29 protein-coding genes are annotated in these 25266 nt (G+C 69.9%); 19 read left to right on the forward strand and 10 right to left on the reverse strand.

What is annotated here, in order from left to right; all coding sequences use genetic code 11:
* Positions 1-86 precede the first annotated feature (86 nt).
* Positions 87-1241 (forward strand): LCP family protein, encoded by a 1155-nt coding sequence (locus DEI83_RS10305; protein ID WP_146243297.1) that lies wholly within the window; start codon positions 87-89, stop codon positions 1239-1241.
* 227 nt (positions 1242-1468) lie between these two features.
* Positions 1469-1996: a tetratricopeptide repeat protein gene (locus DEI83_RS10310; RefSeq protein ID WP_111081948.1), complete on the forward strand. Its 528-nt coding sequence runs from the start codon at positions 1469-1471 to the stop codon at positions 1994-1996.
* Positions 1997-2047: 51 nt separating this feature from the next.
* On the opposite strand, the gene DEI83_RS10315 is transcribed toward DEI83_RS10310, so the two are convergent.
* Both DEI83_RS10315 and DEI83_RS10320 read right to left on the reverse strand, forming a co-directional pair.
* Positions 2048-2704, reverse strand: a complete 657-nt coding sequence (locus DEI83_RS10315; RefSeq protein ID WP_111081872.1) for an HAD family hydrolase — start codon at positions 2702-2704, stop codon at positions 2048-2050.
* Positions 2705-2778: 74 nt separating this feature from the next.
* Positions 2779-3186 carry a cupin domain-containing protein gene (locus DEI83_RS10320; protein WP_111081873.1) on the reverse strand — a complete coding sequence of 136 codons (408 nt, stop codon included), beginning with the start codon at positions 3184-3186 and terminating at the stop codon, positions 2779-2781.
* 391 nt (positions 3187-3577) lie between these two features.
* Between DEI83_RS10320 and DEI83_RS10325 the strand changes: the two genes are divergently transcribed.
* Together DEI83_RS10325 and DEI83_RS10330 are read left to right on the forward strand one after the other, a co-directional pair.
* Positions 3578-3787: a hypothetical protein gene (locus DEI83_RS10325; protein WP_111081874.1), complete on the forward strand. Its 210-nt coding sequence runs from the start codon at positions 3578-3580 to the stop codon at positions 3785-3787.
* A 150-nt stretch (positions 3788-3937) separates the two neighbouring features.
* Positions 3938-5119, forward strand: a complete 1182-nt coding sequence (locus DEI83_RS10330; RefSeq protein WP_111081875.1) for an IS30 family transposase — start codon at positions 3938-3940, stop codon at positions 5117-5119.
* Between the two features lie 12 nt (positions 5120-5131).
* Here DEI83_RS10330 and DEI83_RS15720 read toward each other — a convergent pair whose 3' ends face one another.
* Positions 5132-5389, reverse strand: a complete 258-nt coding sequence (locus DEI83_RS15720) for a hypothetical protein (protein WP_146243298.1) — start codon at positions 5387-5389, stop codon at positions 5132-5134.
* A 114-nt stretch (positions 5390-5503) separates the two neighbouring features.
* The gene (locus tag DEI83_RS15725) at positions 5504-5746 is read right to left on the reverse strand and encodes a DUF2530 domain-containing protein (protein WP_146243299.1); all 243 of its coding nucleotides are present in this window, start codon (positions 5744-5746) and stop codon (positions 5504-5506) included.
* Positions 5747-5850: 104 nt separating this feature from the next.
* On the opposite strand from DEI83_RS15725, the gene DEI83_RS10335 reads away from it, so the two are divergent.
* From DEI83_RS10335 to DEI83_RS10375, 9 genes are all read left to right on the forward strand, one after another.
* Complete coding sequence (locus DEI83_RS10335) at positions 5851-6177, forward strand: hypothetical protein (protein WP_111081876.1); 327 nt, start codon at positions 5851-5853, stop codon at positions 6175-6177.
* 335 nt (positions 6178-6512) lie between these two features.
* Positions 6513-7073 carry a hypothetical protein gene (locus DEI83_RS10340; RefSeq protein ID WP_111081877.1) on the forward strand — a complete coding sequence of 187 codons (561 nt, stop codon included), beginning with the start codon at positions 6513-6515 and terminating at the stop codon, positions 7071-7073.
* A gap of 226 nt (positions 7074-7299) precedes the next feature.
* Complete coding sequence (locus DEI83_RS10345) at positions 7300-8748, forward strand: lipase maturation factor family protein (protein ID WP_111081878.1); 1449 nt, start codon at positions 7300-7302, stop codon at positions 8746-8748.
* Positions 8749-9105: 357 nt separating this feature from the next.
* On the forward strand, positions 9106-9342 hold the full coding sequence (gene rpmB / locus DEI83_RS10350) for a 50S ribosomal protein L28 (RefSeq protein WP_110905118.1): 237 nt from the start codon (positions 9106-9108) through the stop codon (positions 9340-9342).
* The gene (gene rpmG / locus DEI83_RS10355) at positions 9342-9512 is read left to right on the forward strand and encodes a 50S ribosomal protein L33 (protein ID WP_022903746.1); all 171 of its coding nucleotides are present in this window, start codon (positions 9342-9344) and stop codon (positions 9510-9512) included. The genes rpmB and rpmG overlap by 1 nt, the downstream gene beginning before the upstream one ends.
* A gap of 3 nt (positions 9513-9515) precedes the next feature.
* Positions 9516-9821 carry a 30S ribosomal protein S14 gene (rpsN, locus tag DEI83_RS10360; RefSeq protein WP_110823155.1) on the forward strand — a complete coding sequence of 102 codons (306 nt, stop codon included), beginning with the start codon at positions 9516-9518 and terminating at the stop codon, positions 9819-9821.
* A gap of 307 nt (positions 9822-10128) precedes the next feature.
* Positions 10129-10416, forward strand: a complete 288-nt coding sequence (locus tag DEI83_RS10365; protein WP_111050904.1) for an HU family DNA-binding protein — start codon at positions 10129-10131, stop codon at positions 10414-10416.
* 130 nt (positions 10417-10546) lie between these two features.
* Complete coding sequence (locus tag DEI83_RS10370; protein WP_111081879.1) at positions 10547-12532, forward strand: cytochrome c oxidase assembly protein; 1986 nt, start codon at positions 10547-10549, stop codon at positions 12530-12532.
* Complete coding sequence (locus DEI83_RS10375; protein ID WP_111081880.1) at positions 12529-13869, forward strand: ATP-dependent RecD-like DNA helicase; 1341 nt, start codon at positions 12529-12531, stop codon at positions 13867-13869. Before DEI83_RS10370 ends, DEI83_RS10375 begins: the two co-directional genes overlap by 4 nt.
* Positions 13870-14103: 234 nt before the next feature.
* On the opposite strand, the gene DEI83_RS15945 is transcribed toward DEI83_RS10375, so the two are convergent.
* Positions 14104-14556 (reverse strand): DUF4383 domain-containing protein, encoded by a 453-nt coding sequence (locus tag DEI83_RS15945; RefSeq protein ID WP_181431167.1) that lies wholly within the window; start codon positions 14554-14556, stop codon positions 14104-14106.
* Positions 14557-14836: 280 nt separating this feature from the next.
* Between DEI83_RS15945 and DEI83_RS10385 the strand changes: the two genes are divergently transcribed.
* Together DEI83_RS10385 and DEI83_RS10390 are read left to right on the forward strand one after the other, a co-directional pair.
* The gene (locus tag DEI83_RS10385) at positions 14837-15757 is read left to right on the forward strand and encodes a phosphatase PAP2 family protein (RefSeq protein ID WP_181431168.1); all 921 of its coding nucleotides are present in this window, start codon (positions 14837-14839) and stop codon (positions 15755-15757) included.
* Positions 15758-15855: 98 nt separating this feature from the next.
* Positions 15856-16995, forward strand: coding sequence for a CE1758 family FMN-dependent luciferase-like monooxygenase (locus DEI83_RS10390; protein WP_111081883.1), 1140 nt, complete (start codon positions 15856-15858; stop codon positions 16993-16995).
* An 88-nt stretch (positions 16996-17083) separates the two neighbouring features.
* On the opposite strand, the gene DEI83_RS10395 is transcribed toward DEI83_RS10390, so the two are convergent.
* Positions 17084-17482: a multidrug efflux SMR transporter gene (locus tag DEI83_RS10395; protein WP_111081884.1), complete on the reverse strand. Its 399-nt coding sequence runs from the start codon at positions 17480-17482 to the stop codon at positions 17084-17086.
* On the reverse strand, positions 17482-17796 hold the full coding sequence (locus DEI83_RS10400) for a multidrug efflux SMR transporter (protein WP_111081885.1): 315 nt from the start codon (positions 17794-17796) through the stop codon (positions 17482-17484). The genes DEI83_RS10395 and DEI83_RS10400 overlap by 1 nt, the downstream gene beginning before the upstream one ends.
* A 91-nt stretch (positions 17797-17887) precedes the next feature.
* Here DEI83_RS10400 and DEI83_RS10405 point away from each other — a divergent pair, with 91 nt between their 5' ends.
* From DEI83_RS10405 to DEI83_RS10420, 4 genes are read left to right on the forward strand one after another with little or no spacing between them, the layout of a single operon-like run.
* Positions 17888-18469, forward strand: a complete 582-nt coding sequence (locus DEI83_RS10405; RefSeq protein ID WP_111081886.1) for a TetR/AcrR family transcriptional regulator — start codon at positions 17888-17890, stop codon at positions 18467-18469.
* A 23-nt stretch (positions 18470-18492) separates the two neighbouring features.
* Positions 18493-19512 carry a permease gene (locus DEI83_RS10410; RefSeq protein WP_111081887.1) on the forward strand — a complete coding sequence of 340 codons (1020 nt, stop codon included), beginning with the start codon at positions 18493-18495 and terminating at the stop codon, positions 19510-19512.
* Positions 19499-20356: a TIGR03943 family putative permease subunit gene (locus tag DEI83_RS10415; RefSeq protein ID WP_111081888.1), complete on the forward strand. Its 858-nt coding sequence runs from the start codon at positions 19499-19501 to the stop codon at positions 20354-20356. The genes DEI83_RS10410 and DEI83_RS10415 overlap by 14 nt, the downstream gene beginning before the upstream one ends.
* The gene (locus DEI83_RS10420; protein WP_146243300.1) at positions 20346-21755 is read left to right on the forward strand and encodes a hypothetical protein; all 1410 of its coding nucleotides are present in this window, start codon (positions 20346-20348) and stop codon (positions 21753-21755) included. Before DEI83_RS10415 ends, DEI83_RS10420 begins: the two co-directional genes overlap by 11 nt.
* A gap of 46 nt (positions 21756-21801) precedes the next feature.
* On the opposite strand, the gene DEI83_RS10425 is transcribed toward DEI83_RS10420, so the two are convergent.
* From DEI83_RS10425 to DEI83_RS10435, 3 genes are all read right to left on the reverse strand, one after another.
* Positions 21802-22764, reverse strand: a complete 963-nt coding sequence (locus tag DEI83_RS10425; protein WP_181434092.1) for a helix-turn-helix transcriptional regulator — start codon at positions 22762-22764, stop codon at positions 21802-21804.
* A 217-nt stretch (positions 22765-22981) separates the two neighbouring features.
* Positions 22982-24028 carry an NAD(P)-dependent alcohol dehydrogenase gene (locus DEI83_RS10430; RefSeq protein WP_111081891.1) on the reverse strand — a complete coding sequence of 349 codons (1047 nt, stop codon included), beginning with the start codon at positions 24026-24028 and terminating at the stop codon, positions 22982-22984.
* A gap of 113 nt (positions 24029-24141) precedes the next feature.
* Positions 24142-25140, reverse strand: coding sequence for a LacI family DNA-binding transcriptional regulator (locus DEI83_RS10435; RefSeq protein ID WP_220036776.1), 999 nt, complete (start codon positions 25138-25140; stop codon positions 24142-24144).
* Positions 25141-25266: the final 126 nt, after the last annotated feature.

A 25266-nucleotide genomic window follows, 5' to 3' on the forward strand; every position in this document is an offset into this window, starting at 1 on the left:
GGCGGTTGCACCGCCGCTCCGCGTGGTCGGGGATCGGCAAGTTGGTCGGCGTCGCCGCTCTCGTGGCGGTCACGAGTGCGACGAGTGTGACGGCGATCGCGGCTGGTTCGCTCAGCGATTCGGTGCAGAGCGTCCATATCGGCCCCGCCGGGAAGCCCGCTACCACCGGTGCGGAGGCTTTGAAAGGCGCAGTCAACTTCGTGATGGTGGGCAGCGACACCCGCCAGGGACAGTCAGAAGCGGCGCAGGGTGACCCGGGGACGTTGAACAATGACGTCACGATGCTGGTTCACATCTCGGCGGACCATCAGCAGATGACAGCCGTCAGCATCCCCCGCGACACCGTCGTTCCGCTCCCGGCGTGTGTCGACACCGACACTGGTCAAACGCTCCCCGCGACTCGGGGCATGTTCAACACGGCGCTTTCCCGCGGAGGGGCTCAGGGCGGGCTCAACTGCGTCGTTGCGGCGGTTGCGAACATCACCGGCGTGGAGGCCGAGTTCGCTGGAATCTTCAAGTTCGATGGCGTCGCCGCGATGTCGGCAGCCGTCGGAGGCGTCGATGTCTGTATCGCCTCACCGATCCACGACCCGTACGTCGGCCTGGACCTCGAGCCGGGCACGCGGACCATCGAGGTCCAGCAAGCGTCCGCATTTCTGCGGAGCCGACACGGCATCGCAACCGGCAGTGACCTCGGCCGGATCAGTAATCAGCAGGTCTTCCTCTCGGCGCTGGCACGGAAGATGCTGGCACCAGGAGGCGCATTGTCCAACCCAGTAACGATGTACAAACTGGCACACGCTGCCCTGTCAAACATGATCGTCAGCGACAACCTCAAGAACGTCGACACGATGGTGTCACTCGCTCTGACACTGAAGGGCATGGACCTGTCGAAGATCCTGTTCGTGCAGTACCCAACGGTTGAGAACCCCGCCGACCCGAACAGGCTCATCGTCGATCAAGACCCCGCACACGCGTTGAACGTCGCCATCCAAACCGACGCGAAGACGAACCTCGATGCCTCCGCTCTCGGCGCCGGGGCAACAACCGACACCAGCAGCGATGAGCCTGCGCCTTCAGCACCGACGCCAGAGCAGCCAGCACCAGAACCAGAACCACCGTCGACCACGAGCTCCTCCGCCCCGGAGCCGTCCTCGTCAACCGACAAGTCGACCAGCCTGCCGTCATCGATCACCGGTCAGAACGCCAGCGAGAACACATGCTCCAAGGGCGCCGGATAGCCACGTCCAACCCTCACGGAGCGCCCGCGACGTTTCCCGCAGACGGATCGACCACCGAACGTCGCCTCGGCCGCTCGTGGTCGTTCCGGTAGGGGATCGTCTATCGGGGCGCCCTGCTTAGCTAGCGCCGAGGTCGGCCGTGTCCCGCTGGACGACCGGTCGTTGAGACGACCGGTACTGTGTCGTCGCGGTCGCCCGACTGCTCGAATCAGGGGAAGCTGCTGGCCATGTCTGACGCAATCGAGGCGCGGCTCGACGCGATCTTTGCCGCACGGAACCGCGAGGACATGCGACCGACCATCGACGCGCTGCTTCCCATCTACAACGAGCACCCGGAGAACCCTCGGGTCCTCTACGAGCTCGGTGGCGCGTACGACACGGCGGGTGACGAGGCGACGGCGCTCAGCTACTACGAGCGAGCGATGGAAAGAGGACTCGCCGGAGACGTCCGACGCCGCTGCTACGTCCAGTACGGGAGCACCCTCCGGAACCTCGGCCAGATCGACGACTCTTTACGGGCCTTCGCGCGGGCGCGGGCTGAGTTCCCTGAGTCCGTCGCTCTCGGAGCCTTCGAGGCCCTGACGTTCCACGCCGATGGCCGGCCGAACACCGCACTCGCGAGCCTGCTCGTGCTCCTCGCGGAGCACGTGCACGCCCCGGAGCTCGACCGATACAAGCCGGCCTTGCGCGGCAACGCCGAATACCTTGCCTCGCTGGACGCAGGAGACGACGCCGCTCACTCGGACGCCCGATAAGGGATTGATCGCCGGGCACCCTTGAGCGCAGTCGCACTCGACTGCTGCTGATCAAGACGTAACCTGCACCTCGGCCGGCGGTCCGGCAACCAGCGCGTCGTTGAGGTCCGCCAAGGTGTCGAGTCGGAGGTCCGCGAGACGTGCTTCCGGCCGTTCAGCGTGAAGGTGACCCCACGGGCCCCTTCGGATGAACGCAGTCCGCATGCCGGCAGCGCGTGCAGGTAGGACGTCGTTATCGAGCCGGTCACCGACGTAGAGGATCGACCCGGCATCAAGGCCTGCCTCCGCGATGACGCGAGCGAAGAACTCGGGTGAGGGCTTCTCCACGCCCCACGCCGCGGAGGATGCCAGGAAGTGTGGTGAGAAACCGGCCGCGCGCAGCTGCGCCTCCACTCCCGCCGGCTGGTTCCCTGCGATGCCGACGACGAGGCCGTGCTCGATGGCCGCACGAAGGCACGGCAGTGCGTCGGGGTAGAGGTCCGCTTCCTCAATTCGCGCGCGCCCCGCGGGCTTCTCGACGCCGAGGAGCGCCCATACTCGGCGGTGGTCTTCACCGCGCGCGATCAGCGCACCGAGCGCTCCCATCAACGTGAAGGGTGTGACGGCCGCCGCTTCCGCTTGTGCGGACCAGGCGCGCGTCTCGTCGACGAGCGTCTCGCCGACGTCGAAGACGATGGCGAGGACGCCTGCGGGTAGTTCGATCGGCACGAGGCGATCCTCCCATCCGAACGGGCTCCTCCAGCGATCCACCAGGTGAGCAACCGCGTCCGGTAGCCCATCCTCTACCGAAGCGCGTCATCGTCGGTGTTCTGCGACCAGACGTACTCAATGTCTTCGATCGAATCTGCTCTGTAGACGTAGACGAACTCGAGGGGCGTGTCGCCGGTGTTGCGGATGCCGTGCTCGTGGTCCGACGGGATGTATGCCGCTGACCCTGCGCGAACTTGGTGCTCCTGACCGTCGAGCGTGACGACTCCAATGCCAGTGACAACCTGGTAGATCTCCGGTGCCTCGTGCCGATGGAGGCTCAGCCAGCCCCCGGGTTCGACGAGCGCGACACCTGAGCACAGATCAGTCGTCTCCGTGACGCCGTCCCCGATCGGCGTGCGGAACGAAATCCTTCCACGGGCGTCGTCCCAGACCTCTTCTTCTGCGTCGGTGAGGTGGCGGACTGTGGGAGTGGATGACATGTCTCCACCATCCTCGGGAGGTTCTAACAGAAGCCGGAGCCAATGCGTCCGCTGACCCATCCTTCAACGAGAGGCCGTCTGATCTGCTTTGCTACGAGCATGAGACCAACGCTTCCTCCCCGTGCCATCGGCCTCGCGGGCGGTGCTGGAACTGTAACGGCTGGGCTCCTTCTCGCACTCTTCGGCGCACTTCTCGGGCGAACGGGCTTGGTCCCCGTCGGCTTCGTTGTGGTCGGGATCGGTCTGATGCTCCTCCTCGTGGGGGCGATCGGCTTCGCGCTACACGGTTCTGTCCGAGCGGAACTCGCTCGTCGAACTTCCGAAACCGGAGCTCAGGACTAGATACACGCGATGACCGTGCAAGCAACAACGCAATTGAACGAGAAGTAGCATGCGACGCTCGGGTGCGATCTTCATGGTGGTCTTCGGCGTCATTCTGTTGGGAGTCGCGGCCGGCTTCATGCTCACCAATGAGCCCCTTGAGCCGATTGGGCGCTCAGGCCTGCCAGCGGTGGTGTTGGCAGTGTTCTCTGCCATCACCGGGATGGCGGCGATCGTCTACGGGATTCGCGGACTCCGTGGCTCTGGGAGTGCTCGCTGATGCCTCAGGGCACGCAAGGCGTCATCGGCTGCATGCTGTAAACGCCTCGTCGGTCGACGACTGCGAGTAGACCGCCTCCCGATCCGTCCGCTGAACGATCCTTGGGTTCAGCTGGTCGTTGCAACACCACCGTGAATCGGAGCGTTGCAGATGGGATCGAGGCTTGAACATCGTGCGCGGGAAGCGCGGTTCTGGGAGCTATTGAGACAAGGTCTCGGGCGGACGGCGGCCTGTGATGCTGTCGGCGTGGATCGACGTCAGGGATACCGATGGGCCAAAGCAGCCGGCGGGCGGAACCCGTTCGCGCACAAGCCGCGCTCGGACAGGTACCTGAGCCAGGAGGAGCGGCTGCAGATCGCAGACCTGCGCCTCAACGGTGCCAGTGTGCGCGCGATCGCGAAAGCCGTCGGCCGGGCACCATCGACGATCAGTCGCGAGCTCAGCAGAAACGCTGCAGCTGGTGGGAACTACCGGCCGTACTCGGCAGAGAAGCAGTGCCGAGTCCGAGCGCGGCGCCCGAAACCGAGAAAGCTGGACCGGGTCGAGCTTGCCCTGCAGGTGGAGTTGCGGTTGGTGCGGAACTGGTCCCCGGAGCAGATCCGTGATGACCTGGCCAGGACGTTCCCTGACCGGCCGGAGATGCACGTGTCGCACGAGACGATCTACCAGTCCCTGTTCGTGCAGGGCCGCGGGCACCTGCGCGCTGACCTGCACAAACACCTCCGCACCGGCCGCGCCCTCCGCCGGCACCGGGGTGAGCCGCGGCGGGCGTCGTGGTCGAAGATCCGCGACATGATCCTCATCAGTGAACGCCCCGCTGAGGCCGACGATCGGGCCGTGCCCGGTCACTGGGAAGGGGACCTGATCGTCGGGATCAACGCAAGGAGCGCGATCGGCACCCTCGTAGAACGCACCACCCGCTACGTGATGCTGCTGCACCTACCGAACGGGCACAGCGCCGACGCAGTCCGCGACGCAATGATCCCCACCATTCAAACCCTGCCCGAGCATCTGCGTCGGTCGTTGACGTGGGATCAGGGCACCGAGCTTGCCCGGCACAAAGACATCACTCTCGCCGCGGACTTGGCGATCTACTTCTGCGACCCGCACAAGCCCTGGCAGCGGGGCTCGAACGAGAACACCAACGGTCTGCTCCGGCAGTACTTCCCCAAGTCCACCGACCTCAGCGTCCACACCCCGGAACGGCTCCGCGAAGTCGCCGCGGAACTCAACGGACGACCCCGTAAGACGTTGAACCATATGACCCCGGCTCAAGCGTTCCAGCAGCTACTGTCGGACCCGAAAAAACCACCCGTTGCAACGACCCCTTGAAACCGCCATCGGCTATCGAGACGAGTCGTCGCCCTTCGTGCTTCGCGCTTTCAAGAGCCCTTCCACGACCCAGCAGCCGACGCCGATCGCGATCAAGACGATGACGATCCACACCGGTATCGGTTGATCAGTCGCCGCGGTGCCGGCGAACAGTCCGGTGCCGAGCAGCACGAGGAACAGGCCCACTCCGCCGACGAGTGCAGCTCGCACCCTCGAGCGGCCTGCGCCTTCTGGTCGGGGAAGGCCGAGGGAGTCGAATTCGCGGCGCATGCCGCGGAGCATACGGCTCGCTGGTTACTGAAAGACCCGTGGCCGCCGGGACCGATAGACAAGGAGCTACTTCGGACTCCACGCCCGCTGAGGGATTGCCTACCGGGCATGGAGTCAGAGGCCGCGTCTGGCTTGCCATCGGTTGATGAGAAACACGACGATGCCGAGCACGGCGAGCCCGAGGCCGATAAGCATCTGCGCGGGGCTACCGCCGTGTGCAAGGTCGATTCCTCCCCGTACCGACTGAATGAGGCCGACAGTGACCGCCACCCACGGAAGGACGTCGCGCAACGGTTTGGGGCGCAGAGTCCGGAACCGTCTCGGCGTCTCGTTCGCTTCCTCACGCCCATCGCTCATGAGTGTCAGCCTCCCAGATCACGGATGACGCCGCCCGGTAGACGATCGGCTACCGGGACGGGGCGGTCTGAGTATCGAGACCACTCAGCGATTACGGTGATCGCGTGAGCACCTTGCTTTCCGTGGCGGATCTGACGCGGCTACTCGACCCCATGTTCGACTCCATGCTCACTCCTCGCGAACGTCAGACGCTCACCGTTCGGGTCGAGCGAATTTCTGATGGGCATGAGCTCTTCGACTCCGACATCCTGGAGAGCGGTTCGGCCTGGCTTCGCTGGGCAGTGTTCGGCGAGGACGGGGGCTCCGGAGCGTTGCAGCTGGCTGGCGACACCCAAGAGATGGTGCTATCTGTCCAGAGTGATCTTCAGGACTTCCTCGCAGAGACCACGTTTGCCTGGGGTGAGCTTCGCGAGCCGAAGGACCTGGCCTAGTCAGCATCTGTCTGCCTGGCCGGTAGTTGATCGTCGACTGGGACTGCTTCGTGCGGACGACGGCGTCTGCCGTGCCAGGCTGGCCGGGTGATTCTGCTGACCGAAGCCGTGCGCGGAGCGTGGCTCGTCGAGCGAGCCGGCCAATGGGCGACTGTTGGCGGTGTGGCTGGCACGGGCTTCGAGGCGTACGCGCGGCTGCTGCACCCGTTACAGGCGCACCGTACCGACCCGAACGCGACCGATGAGCGGGGCGTTGCCCTCACCGTTGAGTCCACGCGTTGGCGGTGGGCTGAGGTCGCGCGCCGAAACGGCCGGGTGATGCATCCCCTTGTGCAGTGGTTCGCCTCAGCGACAGCGAGCAGACGAGAGATTGGCCGGACGGATGGAGCGTCGGTCAGTCCGACGACGGATGGTTCGACCCCCAGGATCTCGCGGTCCTGACCACGCACCTGCGGGTCGCGACACGGACGCCGGACGACCTGATCGTCGGAGCGTGGGAAGGCACCGGCAACCCGCCCTGGGCCGAGGGCGGTCGGAACGAGCTCGCGCGCGCTCGCATGCAGATGCCCTGGCCCGGTCGAGACATGTGGTTGTTCAGCTCGAGCTTGAGCGAGCTTGCGGACCTGACGTGGGCGCAGCGCACTGTCCCGGGGTGGGAATGCAGCCGTCCCGGGCAGGAAGGGCCTTACACGTCACTGATCTGGCCCGAGGATCACGCCTGGGTCGTCGCCTCGGAGGAAGACTGGGACTCGACGATCGTCGCTGGCTCGCGCACGCTCGTTGACGGCATCCTCGCGGACGACCGCTACGAGGCCTTCGAGGTAGACGAGGGGGACGACCTGAGCTGGGACGGCGATCTCCTCAACCCCCGCCAACCGCCGCGACCGGGTTCGTGAATTGGCCAGACGCCGGGTGACGATCCCTTCCGGAACGCTCCCTGCGCCCTAGTGTCGGGGCATGTTCGGTGCCCTCCGGTACCTTGCATCCAAGGTGCGGGTATGTCTCACATGCTGGTGAGCAGCGCCGCACTGCTGCTCGAAGCAGGAGCTCGCCGTCACCCGCTCCGGCCGGACTGCGCGGTCCCGGACCTCCCCGCGGCACCGCCCGCGTAGCCTCCGGCCCGTGGACCTTCAGGCATGGACGAGTTGGGCGGGAGCGGACGACTACAACGTCGCCCGCTTCGTGCTCCAGCGCGGGGTGGCGGCGATCGCGTGCCTGGCGTTCCTGTCCGCGATCGCCCAGTTCCCGGCACTCCTCGGCGAGCGTGGCCTGTTGCCCGTCCCACGGTTCATGGAGCGGCGGTACGCGCAGACCCTGCCCGTCGTGTGGCGGTGGTGGCGCTACACCGACCGACGGCTGCGGATCCTCGCGGCTGGCGGCGCCGTGCTGTCGGCCAGCATCGTCGTCGGTCTGCCGCAGCGGGGGCCGGCATGGGTGCCGGTGCTCTGCTTCCTGCTGCTGTGGCTCGCCTACATGTCGATCTCGGACGTCGGGCAGACGTTCTACTCGTTCGGGTGGGAGTCGCTCCTGCTCGAGTCCCTGTTCGTCGTCGCGTTCCTGGGGTCGGACGAGGTCGCACCGCCGATCGTCGTCCTCATCGCGGTCCGCTGGCTGGTCTTCCGGCTGGAGTTCGGCGCGGGCATGATCAAGATGCGGGGGGACCGGTCGTGGCGGGACCTGACCGCGTTGTACTACCACCACGAGACGCAGCCGATGCCGAACCCGATGTCGCGGACGGCGCACCTGCTGCCCCGGCCGGTGCACCGCCTCGAGACCCTGGGCAGCCACGTCGTCCAGCTGGGGGTCCCGTTCCTGCTCTTCGCCCCGCAGCCGGTCGCCTCGATCGCCGCGGCACTGGTCCTGCTCACCCAGGCGTGGCTCGTCGTGACGGGGAACTTCGCCTGGCTCAACTGGATCACCCTCGTGCTCACCTTCGCCGCGATCGACGACCGGTCGATCGCGGCGGTGCTGCCGTTCCTCCAGGGCGTCGCGGAGGCCGGACCGACCGCGACGCCGGCGTGGTTCGTCGGCCTGACGGTCGCGGTCGGCCTGCTGCTGCTCGTGCTGTCCTGGCCGTCGGCGAAGAACCTGGTGTCCCGGCGGCAGCTCATGAACGCGTCCTTCAACCGCTGGCACCTCGCCAACGCCTACGGCGCCTTCGGCAGCGTGACGCAGGAGCGGGACGAGGTGATCGTCGAGGGGACCCTCGCCGAGGTCCCGGACGAGGACGACTGGCTGCCCTACGAGTTCAAGGGGAAGCCCGGTGATCCGCGCCGCCGTCCGGCCCAGTTCGCGCCGTACCACCTGCGGCTCGACTGGCTGATGTGGTTCCTGGCGCTCGGGGCCGACGACGGCTGGTTCCGGGTGTTCGTGCTCCGGTTGCTCGAGGCGGACCGGAGGACGCTCCGGCTGCTCCGGCACGACCCGTTCGACGGGCAGCGGCCGCGGTGGGTGCGGGCGCGGATGTTCCGGTACCGGTTCGCCACCCGGGCGGAACGACGCGCGACCGGGCTCTACTGGATCCGCCAGGAGCGCGGATTGCTCCTGCCGCCGTCGGGCCTGCGCCACTGAGGCGGTCTGGCAGCCGCCGATGCGGCCCGGCCGCCGCGGACGCCGTTGCGCACGGGAGGCCCGGCTTGCGACGCGCCCGAGGGTCGCGTAACGTGGGTGGCTGGTTCTCCGCGCCTGCGCGGAGCGCCCGTTGTTCTGCCCTCCGACCGTCGCGAACGCCGCGGTCGCGTGGTACCGGATCCGAGCCTCCAGGCCCGGATGCGCTGGCCCAGGTCGACTCGTCGACCGGACCGCCGCCGGTCTGGGCGGCGCGCACAACCCCCTCGCTCAGCCACTCCGGTGGTGCAGCGCGTGCGTGCCAGGCAAGTGACCTTGGGTGCAGCCGATCGGCTGCACGGTATTCATCAGGAGGAAACCATGGCTGCAGTGTGCCAGGTGACCGGCGCCGTTCCCGGCTTCGGTCACAACATCTCGCACTCGCACCGTCGGACGAAGCGTCGCTTCGACCCGAACGTGCAGAAGAAGACCTACTACGTGCCGTCGCTGCGTCGTAACGTGACGCTCAACGTCAGCGCCAAGGGCATCAAGGTGATCGATGCTCGTGGCATCGAATCCGTCGTGGCGGGCATCCTCGCCCGTGGGGAGAAGATCTGATGGCGAAGAAGGGTCAGGACATCCGTCCGATCATCAAGCTTCGTTCCACCGCGGGCACCGGGTTCACCTACGTGACCAAGAAGAACCGCCGGAACAACCCCGACCGTCTCGTGCTGAAGAAGTACGACCCGGTGGTCCGCAAGCACGTCGACTTCCGTGAGGAGCGCTAGGCCATGGCGAAGAAGAGCAAGATCGCGAAGAACAACCAGCGCGCCGTCATCATCGAGCGCTACGCCGAGCGTCGCCTCGAGCTGAAGAAGGCCCTCGTGGACCCGAACGGCACCGACGAGTCCCGCGAGGCCGCCCGTGTCGGCCTGCAGAAGCTGCCGCGCGACGCGTCGCCGGTCCGCTACCGCAACCGCGACGCCATCGACGGCCGCCCCCGCGGTCACCTCGGTGAGTTCGGCATCAGCCGTGTCCGGTTCCGCGACATGGCCCACCGTGGTGAGCTCCCCGGCATCACGAAGAGCTCCTGGTAAGCACCAGTCCCGCCGACGCCCCCGTGACCTCCCGAGGTCGCGGGGGCGTCGTCGTTGTCCGGCGCGCGTCATCCGTGGACGGCGGACAGCGACAACGGTCGTCACACGGGTCACAGCAGCCCCTCCCGTTGCTCGACAGGCCCGGAAAACCGGGCGAGTCGACGAAGAACGACGGAACCGGCTGGTAGGTTCATCACCGGTTCCACGGGCCCTCGGCCCGCTGGGCCCGCAGCACGGGGCAACCGTCCCGCAACATCCGGACGTTCCGCGTCCGACCCATACGCAAGAAGTCCGAGGAGGACATCCAATGGCTGACAAGTCACTGAACCGCACCGAGCTCGTCGCTGCCGTCGCCGCCGAGTCCGGCCAGAGCCAGGCCACCGTCAACGGCGTCGTCGACGCGCTCTTCGCCGTCGTCGGCAAGTCCGTCGCGGACGACACCAAGGTCACGATCCCCGGCTGGATCGCCTTCGAGAAGACCCACCGCGCCGCGCGTACCGGCCGCAACCCGCAGACGGGTGAGGCCATCGAGATCGCCGCGAGCGACTCGGTCAAGGTCAGCGCCGGCAGCAAGCTCAAGGCAGCCGTCAAGTAAGACCGCTCAGCTCCACGGAAGGGACGGCGTCCGCGCCGTCCCTTCCGTCGTCCCCGCCGGGCCCTCGCCACCGTCCAGAGACGCCCCTCGGCGTTCCCGGAGCGCCCGGGGCACCGCCTAGGCTTGACGGGTGAACCGCATCGCGCGCATCGCCGGCCCCGGCGTCCTGCTGCTCGTGGCGTTCGTGTCCCTGCTCGTGGCGCTCGTCGTCGGCGGTGGTGCCGACGCCGCCCTCATCGCCGACCCCGGGGCGGTGGTCCGCTTCGGGCTGCCGCTCACCCGCATGCTCGTCGACCTGTCGGCAGCGGCGACCATCGGCGGGCTCGGCCTCGCCACGATCGGCCTGTCGCGGACCGCACCCGAATGGGACCGGGCCGTCGACGTCGCCGCGGGCGCTGCCGGTGTGTGGACCGTCACGTCCGCCGTCACCACGTTCTTCACCTACCTCAGCGTCGCGGGTGGGGCCGTCAGCCTCGACGCCGGCTTCGGGCAGTCGATGGGCGTCTTCCTCACCGGGACCGACCTCGGTCTCGCCTGGCTCACCACCGTGCTCGTCGCCGCCGTCGTCACGGTGCTGTGCTTCGCCGTGCGGTCGCGCGGGATGGTCGCCCTGACCACGGCCGTGTCGCTGATCGGCCTCGTCCCGCTCACCCAGCAGGGCCACGCCGCGGGGACCGCCAGCCACGACGCCGCGGTCACCGCGCTCGGGCTGCACCTCGTCGGTGCGGCGCTCTGGGTGGGCGGACTCGTCATGCTCGTCCTCGTGCGCGACGTCCTGCCGGGTGCGCGCCTCGCCGCCGTGGTCGGCCGCTACTCCAGCGTGGCACTCGGCTGCTTCGTGCTCGTCGCCGTCTCGGGCGTCGTCTCGGCCCAGATCCGCCTCGGGGCGTTCGACGAGCTCGGCAGCCCCTACGGCGTCCTCGTGCTCGTCAAGGTGGGCGCCATCATCGTGATGGGGATCATCGGGGCGGTGCACCGCCGCCGGGTCATCGCCGCGCTGACGACCGCGCCCGCACGGGTCCGGCCGTTCTGGACGCTCGTCGTCGTCGAGCTCGCGGTGATGGGCGTCGCTTCCGGCGTCGCCGCCGCACTCGGCCGGACCGCGACGCCCGCCGGGCAGCTGGCGCTGAGCAAGACCAGCGACCCGACGCCCGCCGAGGTCCTGACCGACGATCCGCTCCCCACCGCGCCCGGCCCGTGGGGTTGGTCGACGAACTGGAACATCGACCTCTTCTGGCTCATGGCCGCGGTGCTGCTCGTCGCCGCCTACGCCGCGGTGGTCGTCCGGCTGCGCCGCCAGGGACGAACGTGGCCGGTCGGCCGCTCCGTCGCCGCCGGCATCGCGGTCGTGGCGCTCGTGGTCGCGACCTCCGGCTCCCTGCACACCTACGACCGGTACCTCGTGTCGGCGAACGTCGGCGCGCACGTGCTGCTCGGGCTCGTCGTGCCCGCCCTCGTCTGGGCCGCGGCTCCGGTGCAGCTCATCCGTGCCGCCGTCCGGCCGCGCACCGACGACAGCGCCGGGGTCGCCGAGTGGACCACGGTCTTCGTCGACAACGCCGTGGTGCGGTACCTCGTCCAGCCGTTCCCCGCGTTCCTGCTGCTCGCCGGCGTCTGGTGGGGCCTGTACGCGACCGACGTGCTGCGCTGGTCCGTCAGTGACGCCATGGGCCGCACGGTGGTCGACCTCGTCCTCGTGCTCGTCGGGCTCCTGGCCCTCCCGACCCTGCTCACGCCGATCACCATCGGCGCCCGTCGTCCGTCGACCGCGGCGTTCCTGGTGCGGGTGGCCGGTGCGGTCGTCGTCGCCGCGGGCACGGTGTCGCTCGGGATCGCCATGCAGGGACCGCTCGGGCTGCTGCAGGCGTCCTGGTTCGGGGCGATGGGCCGCACCTGGGGCCCGGACCCGCTCGTCGACCAGGCACGCGGCGGGACGGTCCTGATCGTCGCCGGCGTGCTCGTGGTCGTCACCGTCGTGGTGGTCGGACTCGTGCGAGTGCGGCGTCAGGACGAGGCTGGCGGCAGCGCTGCGGTGGACGCGGCCACGGGCCTCCCGGTCGCCGCCGCTCCGGCCGGTGTCGATGACGGCGTGCCGAGCGGGTCGAGCGCACCGTGAGCGTCGAGCTCTCCGCCGAACAGCGGGCGGTCTTCGAGTACATCGAGTCCACCCGCGACCACGTCTTCATCACCGGACGCGCGGGCACCGGCAAGTCGACGCTGCTCAACCACCTGTCGTGGAACACCGAGAAGCAGGTCGTCATCTGCGCCCCGACCGGTGTCGCCGCGCTCAACGTCGGCGGGCAGACCATCCACTCGCTGTTCCGCCTGCCGATCGGCCTCATCGCCGACGCCGAACTGCAGCAGGGGCCCGACACCCGCAAGCTCCTCAACACCATCGACACCCTGGTCATCGACGAGGTCTCGATGGTGAACGCCGACCTGCTCGACGCGATGGACCGGGCGCTGCGGAAGGCACGCGGTCGGCGGTCCGAACCGTTCGGGGGCGTCCAGGTCGTCATGTTCGGGGATCCGTACCAACTCCCCCCGGTCCCGGGCGACGGCGACGAGCGCGCGTACTTCACCGACCACTACCGGTCGATGTGGTTCTTCGACGCGAAGGTGTGGCTCGAAGCCGAGCTGCACATCATCGAGCTCGCCACGGTGCACCGTCAGCGTGACGACGCCTTCGCCGCGATGCTCACCGCGGTCCGGCACGGGCGGGTCGCCGCGGACGTCGCCCAGCAGCTCAACGACGCCGGAGCCCGCCCCGCCCCGGACGACGCGATCACCCTGGCGACGCGGAACGACACCGTGGCCCGCATCAACAAGGCGGCCCTCGAACGACTCCCCGGCAAGGTGAAGACGGCCAGGGCGGACGTCAACGGCGACTTCGGTGGGCGCACCTTCCCGGCTGACGAAGCGCTCGAGTTGAAGCCCGGCGCACACGTGATGTTCCTCCGCAACGACCCGGACCAGCGCTGGGTGAACGGGACCCTCGGCATCGTGCGGAGCATCCGGGACACGGTGTGGGTCAGCGTCGACGGTGAGGACTTCGAGGTGCAGCCGTCCGTGTGGGAGAAGTTCAAGTACTCCTACGACCCGGACAAGAAGGAGCTCAAGAAGGACACCGTGGGGGAGTTCCAGCAGTTCCCCCTCCGGCTGGCGTGGGCGGTGACGATCCACAAGTCGCAGGGCAGCACCTACGACCGTGCGGTGGTCGACCTCGGCAACCGGGTGTTCAGCGCCGGGCAGACGTACGTGGCGCTGTCGCGGTTGACGTCGCTCGACGGGCTGTACCTGACACGGCCGCTCCGTCCGGCGGACATCATCGTCGACCTGGACGTGCGTCGGTTCATGTCCGAGTCACCCCGGGTCGTGGCGACCCAGCTCGAGGCGGCGAAGCCGGCCCACGCGGACGCGCCGGGTGGGGCGGAGGACCCCGCCGACTCCTGACGGTGACGCGCACGGGGACGGGGACGTGCGCGAGCTGTGACGCGCTGCACGACCACTCCGGGACGGCTGCCGCCGCCGCGCCCACGGGCCTCCTGTCGGCGCGCCCACGGGATCTCGGCGGCGCTGTCGCGCCCACCGCCCTCCCGGCAGTGCTGCTCGCCGCGTCGCCGCCCCGGACACCACGACGCCCGCCTGCCGGACCGGCAGACGGGCGTCGGGAGGGCTCGGGGAGCGTCAGGCGCGCGCGCCGGCCGCCCGCAGGGCGCGGAGGTTCTCCTTGTCGGCGCCGAGTGCGGTGAGCACCAGGACGACGCCGACGACGGCGTGGAAGACGTTGTCGGTCGTGTTGAGTGCGAGCACGTTCGCCGAGGTGTTCGAGAACACGAAGCCGTAGACGGCGAGGACGAGCAGCACGACGCCGATGACGAGGTTCACCGCGCGGGACCCGATCGTGTTGCCGAGGCCCACGATGAAGAACGCGGCCGCGAGGAGCGCCCAGATCGCACACAGTGCCGGGTTGAGCATGAAGGAGTTCCAGAGGAACCCGCCCTCGCGGCTGAAGAACGCGCCGCCGTTGTCCTGCGCGAAGAAGAAGCCCAGGAAGCCCCAGATCGCGAACAGCGTGCCGGCGGTCATCGCCAGGGCGCGGTTCGGCGAGGCGGTGATGCCCGGTTCCTTGATGGCCACTTCGGTCTCCTCTTCCTGCGCGACGATCGCGCTGTACGGCTGCCCGCCGTCTCGCAGCTGTGCACCGGCCCGACCGGAGCTGGCCCGACCGGAGCCGGCCCGACCTGTGTCACGCTGTCCGGACACCTGCTGCAGGACGGCCGTGGCCTTGCTCCGGAGGCTGGTGTTCCCAGCTCCCGACGAGTGCTGCAACGGTATCGTGTCGGGCCCCGAGCGACCCAATCGCTTCCCGCCCACCAGACGGATGACGAGACCGACCACCATGACACCGAGGAGGACGATGCCCGTGATCCGGACCCCCGAGCGCACCGCCCCGGAGTCCCGTGACGAGGGACGTGGACGTGGACCGAGCGTGTCCCGGAGGTTCCGGTGGGCGCTGCTCGCGGCTCTGGGGTTCGTGATCGTGCCTTCCGTCTACGCGGTCGCGGTGTTGACGCCGGCGGGGCAGCGGATCGAGGACGCCGCGCTCGGCGGTGTCCGCGAGTCCGACCTGTTCGGGTCGGACACCGCCCTCAACGTCATCTCGGTGCCGGTGATCCTGCTGTTGGTCGTCGTGATCGCCGCCGTCGCGTTCGCACGCAGGCGGCTCGCCGTGGGGCTCGGAGCGGGCTTCGTGGTGCTCGCGTCCGCGGCCACCTCGACGTTGCTCAAGCGTATCGCCGAGCGCCCGGAGATCGCTCAGTCGACGACGCCGAACTCGTTCCCGTCCGGCCACGCGACGATCGCACTCGCCGCGTCGTTCGCCGTGCTCATGGTCACGCCCCGACGCTTCCGGCCGGTCGTCCTGGTCGTGGGCGCCGTCTACGCGGTGTTCGTCGCCAACCAGACGGTCGTGTACGGGTGGCACCGCGTGAGCGACATCGTCGGCGCGTGTGCGGTGGCGCTGTTCTGGCTCGGGCTCGTCCGGGCCCTCGGACCCCAGGTGGACCGGGGTGTCCGAGGGGACCGCGACGGCCGACGTGGCCCGCGTCGGGTGGTGACGGTGGTGCTCCTCGTCGCGGTCGGGGCGGCGCTGGTGGTCGGTGTGGTCGCGCTCCTGGTCGGCACGGCGGGGGACGGGGACCACGACGCCATGCTGTTGGCGGGGCGGATGGCCTCGTCCGCGAGTGTCCTCGCCGCCATCACGGCGGTGTGGCTGGCGGACGGCATGCACCACGTGCCGCCGACGACGAGTGCGTCGGCGCCTCCGGTCCGCGTCTGACGCTCGCGGGAATGCCACGGCCTGCGCTACGTTGGACCCATCAGGTCGATGCAAACGCATCGACCGGAACGAGCCAGAGACAGACGAGGCGGCGCATCATGCAGTTCGGGATCTTCACGGTCAGTGACGTCACGACCGACCCCACCACGGGAACCACGCCGGACGACACCCAGCGCGTCCGCGACATCATGACCATCGCGCAGCACGCCGACCAGGCCGGGCTCGACGTCTTCGCCACCGGCGAGCACCACAACCCGCCGTTCGTGGCGTCGAGCCCGACGACGATGCTCGGCTACCTCGCCGGTGTGACGAAGGACATCACCCTCTCCACGTCGACGACCCTCGTCACCACGAACGACCCGGTGCGCATCGCGGAGGAGTACGCGATGCTCCAGGTCATCTCCGACGGCCGCATGGACCTGATGATGGGCCGCGGCAACACCGGCCCGGTCTACCCCTGGTTCGGTAAGGACATCCGCCAGGGCCTGAACCTGGCCGTCGAGAACTACGCGCTCATCCGCCAGCTCTGGGAGAACGAGGTCGTGAACTGGCAGGGGCAGTTCCGCACGCCGCTGCAGGGCTTCACCTCGACCCCGCGTCCGCTCGACGGCGTCGCGCCCTTCGTCTGGCACGGCTCGATCCGCACCCCGGAGATCGCCGAGCAGGCCGCCTACTACGGCGACGGCTTCTTCCACAACAACATCTTCTGGCCGATCCAGCACACCGAGCAGATGGTCGGCCTGTACCGCCAGCGCTACGAGCACCGCGGTCACGGTCGTGCCGACCAGGCGATCGTCGGGCTCGGCGGACAGTTCTTCGCGAGGAAGAACTCGCAGGACGCGATCGACGAGTTCCGCCCCTACTTCGACAACGCCCCGGTGTACGGACACGGGCCGTCGATGGAGGACTTCACGACCCAGACGCCGCTCACCGTCGGTTCGCCGCAGCAGGTCATCGACCGGTACGCCACGATGAAGGACCACGTCGGCCACTACCAGCGCCAGCTGTTCCTCATCGACCACGCCGGTCTGCCGCTCAAGACCGTGCTCGAGCAGATCGACATCCTGGCCGAGGACATCGTGCCGGAGCTCCGCCGCATCAACGAGTCCGACCGCCCGGAGCACGTGCCGGCGAACCCGCCGACGCACGCCGAGCGCGTCGCCGCCGCACGAGCGGCCGGCACGGCCGGCACCGACCACGTGGCCGCGGTCGACGAGTGGACCGGCGCGTCGGTCTGACCTCTCGCGTGACCACCTGACGGACGGGAGGCCCGGTGCCGGCTGGCACCGGGCGTCCCGTCCGTCGCCGGGGTCACCGAGCCTCGGCTCAGCGGACGGGATCCGCCTCGCGGTCGGGCGCAGGGGCCCGCCCGGCGGAGGCTCGGCCCGCGCGGCGCGGCTCGGGCGGCCGCGCGGGGACCAGCTTCAGGCCGACGACGCAGCCGACGATGCCGGCGATGAACAGCAGGCGGAGGAGCGTGACCGGTTCGGCACCCGTCGCCATGCCCCAGAGCACCGTGAGCGCGGCGCCGGTGCCGGTCCACACCGCGTAGGCGGTGCTGATCGGGATGTGCTTGAGGACGTAGCTGAAGGCGCCGAGGCTCAGCACGATCGTGACGGCGAACACGAGGGACGGGGCGAGGCGGGTGAAGCCGTCGCTCGCACCGAGGGCGGTGGCCCAGACGGTCTCGAACGCGGCGCTGACGAAGAGGACGACCCAGGGCATCAGCTGACCACCTTGAGTCCGACGACACACGCGACCAGTCCGAGGACGAGGGCGATCCGGGCGACCGACGCGGCCTCTTCTCGGCGCAGGACGGCGACGACGACGGTCAGCGAGGCACCGATGCCGACCCACACGGCGTAGGCGGTGCCGACCGGGATCTCCTTCATGGCGAACGCCAGTCCCACCATGCTCAGGGCCATGCCGGCGACGAACACGACGGTCGGCACGACCTTCCTGAACCCGTTCGACGCTCCGAGCGCGGTGGCCCAGACGGCCTCCAGCACTCCCGACAGCACCAGGACGACCCAGGCCATGGCGACTCCTCTCGATCATAGTCGTACGAGTGTGCGACTTCACGACCACCAGTTCTAGCACGAAGTCGCACAGTCGTGCGAGCATTGGTGCATGTCGCGCAGCATCGACCTCGAGGAACGCCGCCGGACGGTGTCGGAAGCGGCCTGTCGGGTCCTCGCCCGGGACGGCCTCGGTGCCCTGTCGGTCCGCAACGTCGCCGCGGAGGCCGGCCTGCCACCGAGCACCGTCCGCTACGCGTTCCCCACCCAGGCGAGCGTCCGCGAGCACGCCATCTCCCTCGTGTTCGCCCGGACCCGCGAGCGCATCGACGCGATCCCCGACGACCTGGCGTCGGGTGACCGGGTCCGCGCCGTCCTCGTCGAACTGCTGCCCCTCGACGAGGAACGCGTCATCGAACTCGACGTCTACCTGGCGCTCGGGAACGCCGCCCTGACCGATCCCGGGCTCCGTCCCGCCCTCGACCGGGTCGTCGCCGAGATGCGGCAGTGGTGCGAGATCGTCCTCGACCTGCTCGGGGTCCCCGAAGCCGACCGCGAGTACGAGGCCCGCCGACTGCACGCGCTCGTCGACGGCCTGGCGATGCACGTGGCCCGTCTGGCACCGGGGGAGTCGGGCGACTGGGCGATCGCCGTGCTCGAGCGGCACGTCGCCGGCCTCGTCGCCGGGCACTGACCCGGGTCGCCTATCCTGTCCGGGTGACGAGCACCCGCGCCCGCCCCGTCACGACGCGCTCCCGCACGCTCACCGGCCCCGGTCTGGTGCTCGCCGCCGTCGTGGCGCTCCTCGCCGTCCGCCTGGTCTCACCGGCGGTCGGCACCGCGGGGCTGCCGGACGTCCTGCAGGACTTCCTCACGCTGGCGATCAGCGTCGTCGTGGAGTCCCTGCCCTTCGTGGTGCTCGGCATCGTGCTGTCGATCGTCGTCGAGGTCTGGGTCCCGCACGGGGTCCTCGAGCGCATCCTGCCGACCAGACCGATCCCCCGACGCGCGGTCATCTCGCTCATCGGCATGCTCTTCCCGGTGTGCGAGTGCGGCAACGTCCCGCTCGCCCGCGGCCTCATGCTCCGCGGGTTCACCCCGGCCGAGGCGGTCACCTTCCTCGTCGCGGCTCCGATCCTCAACCCGCTCGTCATCATCAGCACCGCGCAGGCGTTCGGCTGGTCCGGGTGGATCCTCCCCGCCCGCATCGTCGGCGGCTTCGTGGTCGCGAACCTCGTCGGTTGGATCGTCGCCGCACACCGACGCCCGGCCGATCTGCTGCTCCCCGCGTTCGAGGCCCGGTGCCGTGCCGCCGTCGGTGCCCCGCCGGTCCGCGACAAGTGGCGCGAGAGCGCATCGCACTTCGGCGGCGAGACCGCGACGATGATGCCCGCCCTGTTCGTCGGTGCCGGGCTGGCCGCGGCGATCCAGGTCGCGGTGCCGCGCAGCGCCCTGGTCGCGGTCGGGTCGAACCCGGTGCTGTCGGTGCTCGCGATGATGCTCCTGGCGATGACGGTGTCACTCTGCTCGAACGTGGACGCCTTCTTCGCGCTGTCCTTCGCGTCGACGTTCCTGCCCGGGTCCATCACCGCGTTCCTCATCATCGGGCCGATCATCGACGTCAAGATGATCGCCCTGCTCCGCACGACGTTCCGCGCACGCTTCCTGGTGCTGCTCGCCGTCGTCTGCGTCCTGTTCGCCGCGACCGTCGGGTTGGTGATGAATGTCCTCGTCTGAGCCGTCGAAGGCCGTGCACACGGCGCACGACCACGAGCACGACCACGGGTCCACCGCCGGCACGGGGCCCGACCGGACGGTCATGCGCCGCACCCTGCTCGGCCTCGGTTCGGTGCTCGCGGTCGCCCTCGGCACCCTGTGGCTCGGGATCGCCGACCACCTCGACCTCTACATCAACCCGCGCTACGCCACCTTCACCCTCGTGCTGGCCGCGGTCGCCGTCCCCGCGTCGGTCGCGGGCCTCGTCGTCGTCGCCCGCCACGGCGCGCACGCCCACGACGGTGACCCGGAACCCCGCCCGGCCGGGGGCGGACGCGTCCTGCACCTGGTGCTCGGGTCGGTCGCCGCCCTCGTCACGATCGGGACCGTGGTCGCGATGCTCGTCCTGCCGCCGACGACGCTCTCCGCCCGCACCGCCCAGCAGCGGAGCGTGGGATCGGCGTCGCTCTCCGACGCGACGGGTGCCGGAGCGCCGGTGGCCCTGCTCGGCAGCGAGTCGGTCGACACGTCGGACTACGGCGTCAAGGACTGGGCAGCGCTCATCCGACAGACGACCGACACGACCGCGCTCGTCGGTCGCAAGCTCACCCTGACCGGGTTCGTCGTGCCCGGGGCGGACGGCACCTTCACCCTCAGTCGCTTCGTCGTCAGCTGCTGTGCCGTCGACGCCCAGCCCGTCGGCGTCGGCGTGACGACCGACGACACCGAGCCGCAGGAGGGCCAGTGGGTCCGCGTCGAGGGCGCCCTCGCCGCGAACCCGGACACGTCCTCGGACGCGCGCCTCGTCATCCGTGCCGCCGAGGTCACCCCGGTCGACCAGCCCTCGGACCCGTATGAGTACTGAGTCCCGCCCGCGCCGCCCGGTCACTCAGCGGTTCCGCCGTCGGTTCCTGGCGACCGTCCTGGTGCTCGCCGTCATCGCGACGCTCGCCGCCGTGGTGGGGTCGCAGCAGGGCCCCCGACTGCGGTCGGTGTCCTACGACGCCGGCGACCTCGTCACCCGTCCGGCGCAGCGGGTCATCCTCACCGCGAACCAGTCCGTGCAGCAGGTCCCCGCGTCCGCCGTGCGGGTCCGTCCGGCCGCCCCGTTCTCGGTCACGTCGAGCGGGAACACCGTCGCGGTCGAGTTCGCCGGGCCCCTCGCCTACGACCGCGAGTACACGCTGACGGTCCGCGGTGTGCGTGCACCGGGGCAGGCGGCGACGTCCGAACTCAGCACGACGATCCGGACCGGCAGCACCGACGTCCTCGCCGTGGTGCCGGGGTCCGGAGGCGGCCCGGACAGCATCGTCCGCCGTGGCCTCGACGCCGCCGGCTCCCGGACCGTGTACCGGGCGCAGGGCATCACCGAGTACGCCGTGCTCGCCCGCTCCCTCGTCGTGCTCCGGGACGACCAGGGCGGCGGCTCCGCGATCGACATCGTGCCGCTCGCCGGCGGGGTGCAGGACGACGCCGTGCCCGTCGAGCGCCTGTCCATGCCGAGCCCGGTGGGCACCGCGAAGGCCCTGCACGCGGCGGACGACGGGTCCTCGTTCGGCTTCGTGTACGCCGACACGTCGTCCGGGCGCTCGGAGGACGTCGGCCTGTACGTCGTCGACCTCACCGGCACCCACCAGCCCGAACCGATCGCCGCCGACGGCACCCCGACGGCCGGTGCGACCCCGATCTCCGTCGCTCAGTGGGCGTACGTGCCCCGCACGGCGAGCGCCCTCGTGCGGACGGGGACCGACGACCTGGTGCTCGTCGACATGAGCGGGCGGAGCGACGCCGTCCGCCTGGGGTCGGCCACGTACCTGCACGGCTTCGTCGGCTCGGGGACGACCGCGGTCGTCGAGACCGGCAACGGCATCGTGCAGCTCGACCTGACCGACGGGGAGCGCAGCGACCTGCCGACGCCGGCGGCGAGCACCGACTCGGCCTACCTCGGCCGGATCGCGCCGATCGCCGAGGGATCGTACCTGCGGGTCGTCGGGTCGGTCCGTGCCGACGGCACCCTGGCGGCCCGCATCCTGCGCGTGGACGGGGCACGGGCCTCCCGGCTCGCGGTGACCGTCCCGGACGACGCGAGCATCACCGGGGTCTGTCCGTCGCCGAACGGCCAGTTCGTCGCGGTGGCGACGCAGGCGTCCGGCGGGGCGCTCGTCAGCGTCGTGGACGCGACGTCGGGTGCACTCGAGGCGTCGCTCGCGGGCACCGCCATCGACTGGTGCACGGCCCTCCCGACGGGCGACGAGGTCGGCTGATCGGGCGTCCGACGTCGCGGCGCGGCGCGGCGCGAGCCGGCAGCGGTCAGTGCCGGAGGGTCTGCCGCGGGTACTCGCCGAACCGGTTGAGGTACTCGCCCGAGAACCGGCCCATGTGCGTGAAGCCCCACCGTGACGCGATCTCGGCCACGGACGCCGTCCCCGGCTCCGCCGCCAGCAGTTCGGCGCGGACGTGCCGCAGTCGCACCTCGCGCAGGTAGTTCATCGGCGTGCGGTCGAGCGTCCGCTGGAACGACTCCTGCAGCGCCCGGACGCTGAGGTCGGCGGCCCGGGCGATGTCGGACACGCTGAGCGGCTCGCCGGCGTGTTCGTGCAGGAACTCGACCGCGGCCCGGAGCCGGGCGTTGCGGCGCTCGCCGTACCCGTCCGGTCGGGCCTCGCCCTGGAACCGGTACAGGCCGAACAGGGAACGGGCGACCTCGCGCTGCGCCTCGTGCCACGCCAACGAGGACGGACCGTCGACCCGCAGCGAACGGACGGCGGCGGCCACGGAGCCGCGCCAGACCTCGACGGCCGCGGCGGACGGTGGGGTCCCTCGGTCGAACGCCAGGGTGCCGTCGACCAGGAACTGCTCGGCCGCCACGTCGAGCACGAGGTCCCGGTCCAGGTGGACGAGACGCTGGTCCCAGTCCTCGTACTCCATCTCGAACCGCTGCTCGATCGGGAAGAGCGTCGGGATGCCCGGCTGCATCCGGACCTCGTCGCGGCCGACGTCGACGCGGGCACGGCCGGCGTCGATCCACTGCACGACGACTTCGCCCTCGACGGCGACGTCGCCGCGGAGGTACCCGTGCATCTGCGACCGCCGGATGCTCATCTGGTCGTCGCCGACGCCGACGTACTTGTACCAGTAGTCACGGTCGACGTGCGAGGAGTACCAGGAGCGTCCGGCGTACATGCCGGCCAGGTCCTGGATCGCGCCACCGGTGTCGGTCCCCGACACGGCGACGATGGCACCCTTCGGCGCCGGGTTCTCCGGGCTCGTCATGTCTCCCACCTTGTCCTGCTGGAGCGCCCGAGCGCGAGCGGGCCGGCGCGGTGTGCCCCGGCGGACGGCGTTCTGCGGACCTTCGGGGCGGTTCATGGAGGTCACGGTCAGGATCGTGCCCGGTGCTGGGCGGACGGGAGGCCCGTCACCGACTGGTGGCGGACCTCCCGTCCGGTGCGGGCTGGCCGGCGGTGCCGGATCCGGCCCGCGGTCCGCCTCAGGCGAGCGTCGCGGCGTCGATGACGAAGCGGTAGCGGACGTCCGAGGCGAGGACGCGCTCGTAGGCCTCGTTCACCTGGTCGGCGCTGATGAGCTCGGTCTCCGGCAGGATGCCGTGCTCGGCGCAAAAGTCGAGCATCTCCTGGGTCTCCTGGATGCCGCCGATCGACGAGCCGGCCCAGCTGCGGCGGCCCGGGAGCAGCGCGAAGGCCGGGACCTCGAGGGGCTCGGACGGGGCACCCACGTTGACCATGGTGCCGTCGACCTTGAGCAGGCTGAGGTGCGCGGCCATGTCGATCTTCGCCGAGACGGTGTTGATGATGAGGTCGAACGAGCCCTTGAGCTGCTCGAACGTCTCCGGGTCCTTCGTCGCGTAGTGGGCCTTCGCGCCGAACCCGAGCGAGTCCTCCTTCTTGGATGTGGTCTGCGACAGGACGGTGACCTCGGCGCCGAGTGCGGCGGCGATCTTGACGCCCATGTGGCCGAGCCCGCCGAGGCCGACGATCGCGACCTGCATGCCGGGGCCGGCGTTCCAGTGGTGCAGCGGCGAGTACAGCGTGATGCCGGCGCAGAGCAGCGGCGCGACCCGCTCGATGTCGAGCGACTCGGGGACGCGGAGGACGAAGTCCTGGTCGACGACGACGGCTTGCGAGTAGCCACCCTGTGTGATCGTGCCGTCGGCGCGGTCGACCGAGGCGTAGGTGCCGGTGTTGCCCTGCAGGCAGTACTGCTCCTGGCCGGCGAGGCACTGCTCGCACTCGCGGCAGGAGTTCACCATGCAGCCGACACCGACGAGGTCGCCGACGGCGTACTTCGTGACGCCCGAGCCGACCTCGGACACGTGGCCGACGATCTCGTGGCCGACGACCTGCGGGTACTCGATGGGACCCCACTCGCCGCGGACGGTGTGGATGTCGGAGTGGCAGATGCCGGCGTAGGCGATGTCGATCATGACGTCGCCGGGCAGGAGGTCGCGGCGCTCGATGGTGGTCTTGACGAGCGGTTCGGTCGCGGACGGTGCCGCGTACGCGTTGACGGTGCGCAAGGGTCTCCTCGTGGGGGTGGGGATGACGGGCCGGGTGCGGCCCACCGTCGATCCTGCCCCCGGCGCCCGCCACGAGAGGGGTACGGGTGGAGCACCCCTCGCGGTCGGAGGTGTCAGCGGGCCGTGCTGCTGGAGGCCCGGACGACCAACCGCACCGGCTGCACGTGGTGCCGTGGCGGACCGTCGTCGCCGGCGATCCGTGCGAGGAGTTCCTCGGCACCGACCCGGCCCATCGCGTCGGGATCGGAGGCGATGACCGTGATGCCGAGGACGTCGGCGAGGTCGAATTCGTCGAACCCGACCAGGGCCGGCCGGTCGGTCCGGTCGACGAGCGCGCGGAGGGCCCCGGTCGTGATCCGGTTGTTCGTGGTGACGATCGCGGTGGGCGCCTCTTGATCGTCCACCAGGTCGCGGACAGCACGCGAGGCCTCGTCGAGGTCGTGCGCGTCACTGCGGACCCACCGCTGCCAGTCCGGCACGCCGGCCGCGCGCACGGCGTCGCCGAACGCGTCCACGCGCTGCCGGTGGGTCGACAGTCGACTGAGGTCGCCGACCAGGCCGATGCGGCGGTGTCCGCGCTCCAGCAGGTGCTCGACGGCCATCCGGATCCCACCGGCGTTGTCGAGGACGACCGAGTCGGCGTCGACGTCGGCGGGGGCGCGGTCGATGAACACCACGGGCGTGCCGAGGGCCCGTTCGCGGGCGAGCAGGGTGTGGTCGTCGTCGGCGGACACCACGAGCAGGCCGCTGACGCGGCGTTCGACGAGCTGCGCCACGAGCGTGCGCTCGCGGGTCGCGTCCTCGTCGTTCGACGCGGACAGCAGGCTGATCCCCGGGGCACGGAGCGCGTGCTCGGCGCCCCGCGCGATGCGTGAGTAGAAGGGGTTCGCGACGTCTCCGGTGACGAGTCCGACGGTGGCGGACCGGCCGCCGGCGCGGAACTCGCGGGCCAGCGTGTTCGGGCGGAACCCAAGCTCGGCGGCGACGGTCAGGACCCGAGCCGCGGTGTCGGCGGCGACGTACCGCTCGCCGTTCACCACGCGCGACACCGTCTTCATGCTCACGCCGGAGCGCTCGGCCACGGCGCGCAGCGTGGGTCGCTCGGTGCTCACCTCGTCATCGTACGGTCGTCCGGATTCCTGGGCATTCCTTGACACGACTCACACCGAACCGTTAGAAACAGCGGGTGTGACAACGCTGTCATGGTCGACGCGGCGTCACTCCTCCCCAACCACGGA

Origin of the sequence: Curtobacterium sp. MCBD17_021 (genome assembly GCF_003234525.1) — a bacterium.
GTDB lineage: Bacteria > Actinomycetota > Actinomycetes > Actinomycetales > Microbacteriaceae > Curtobacterium.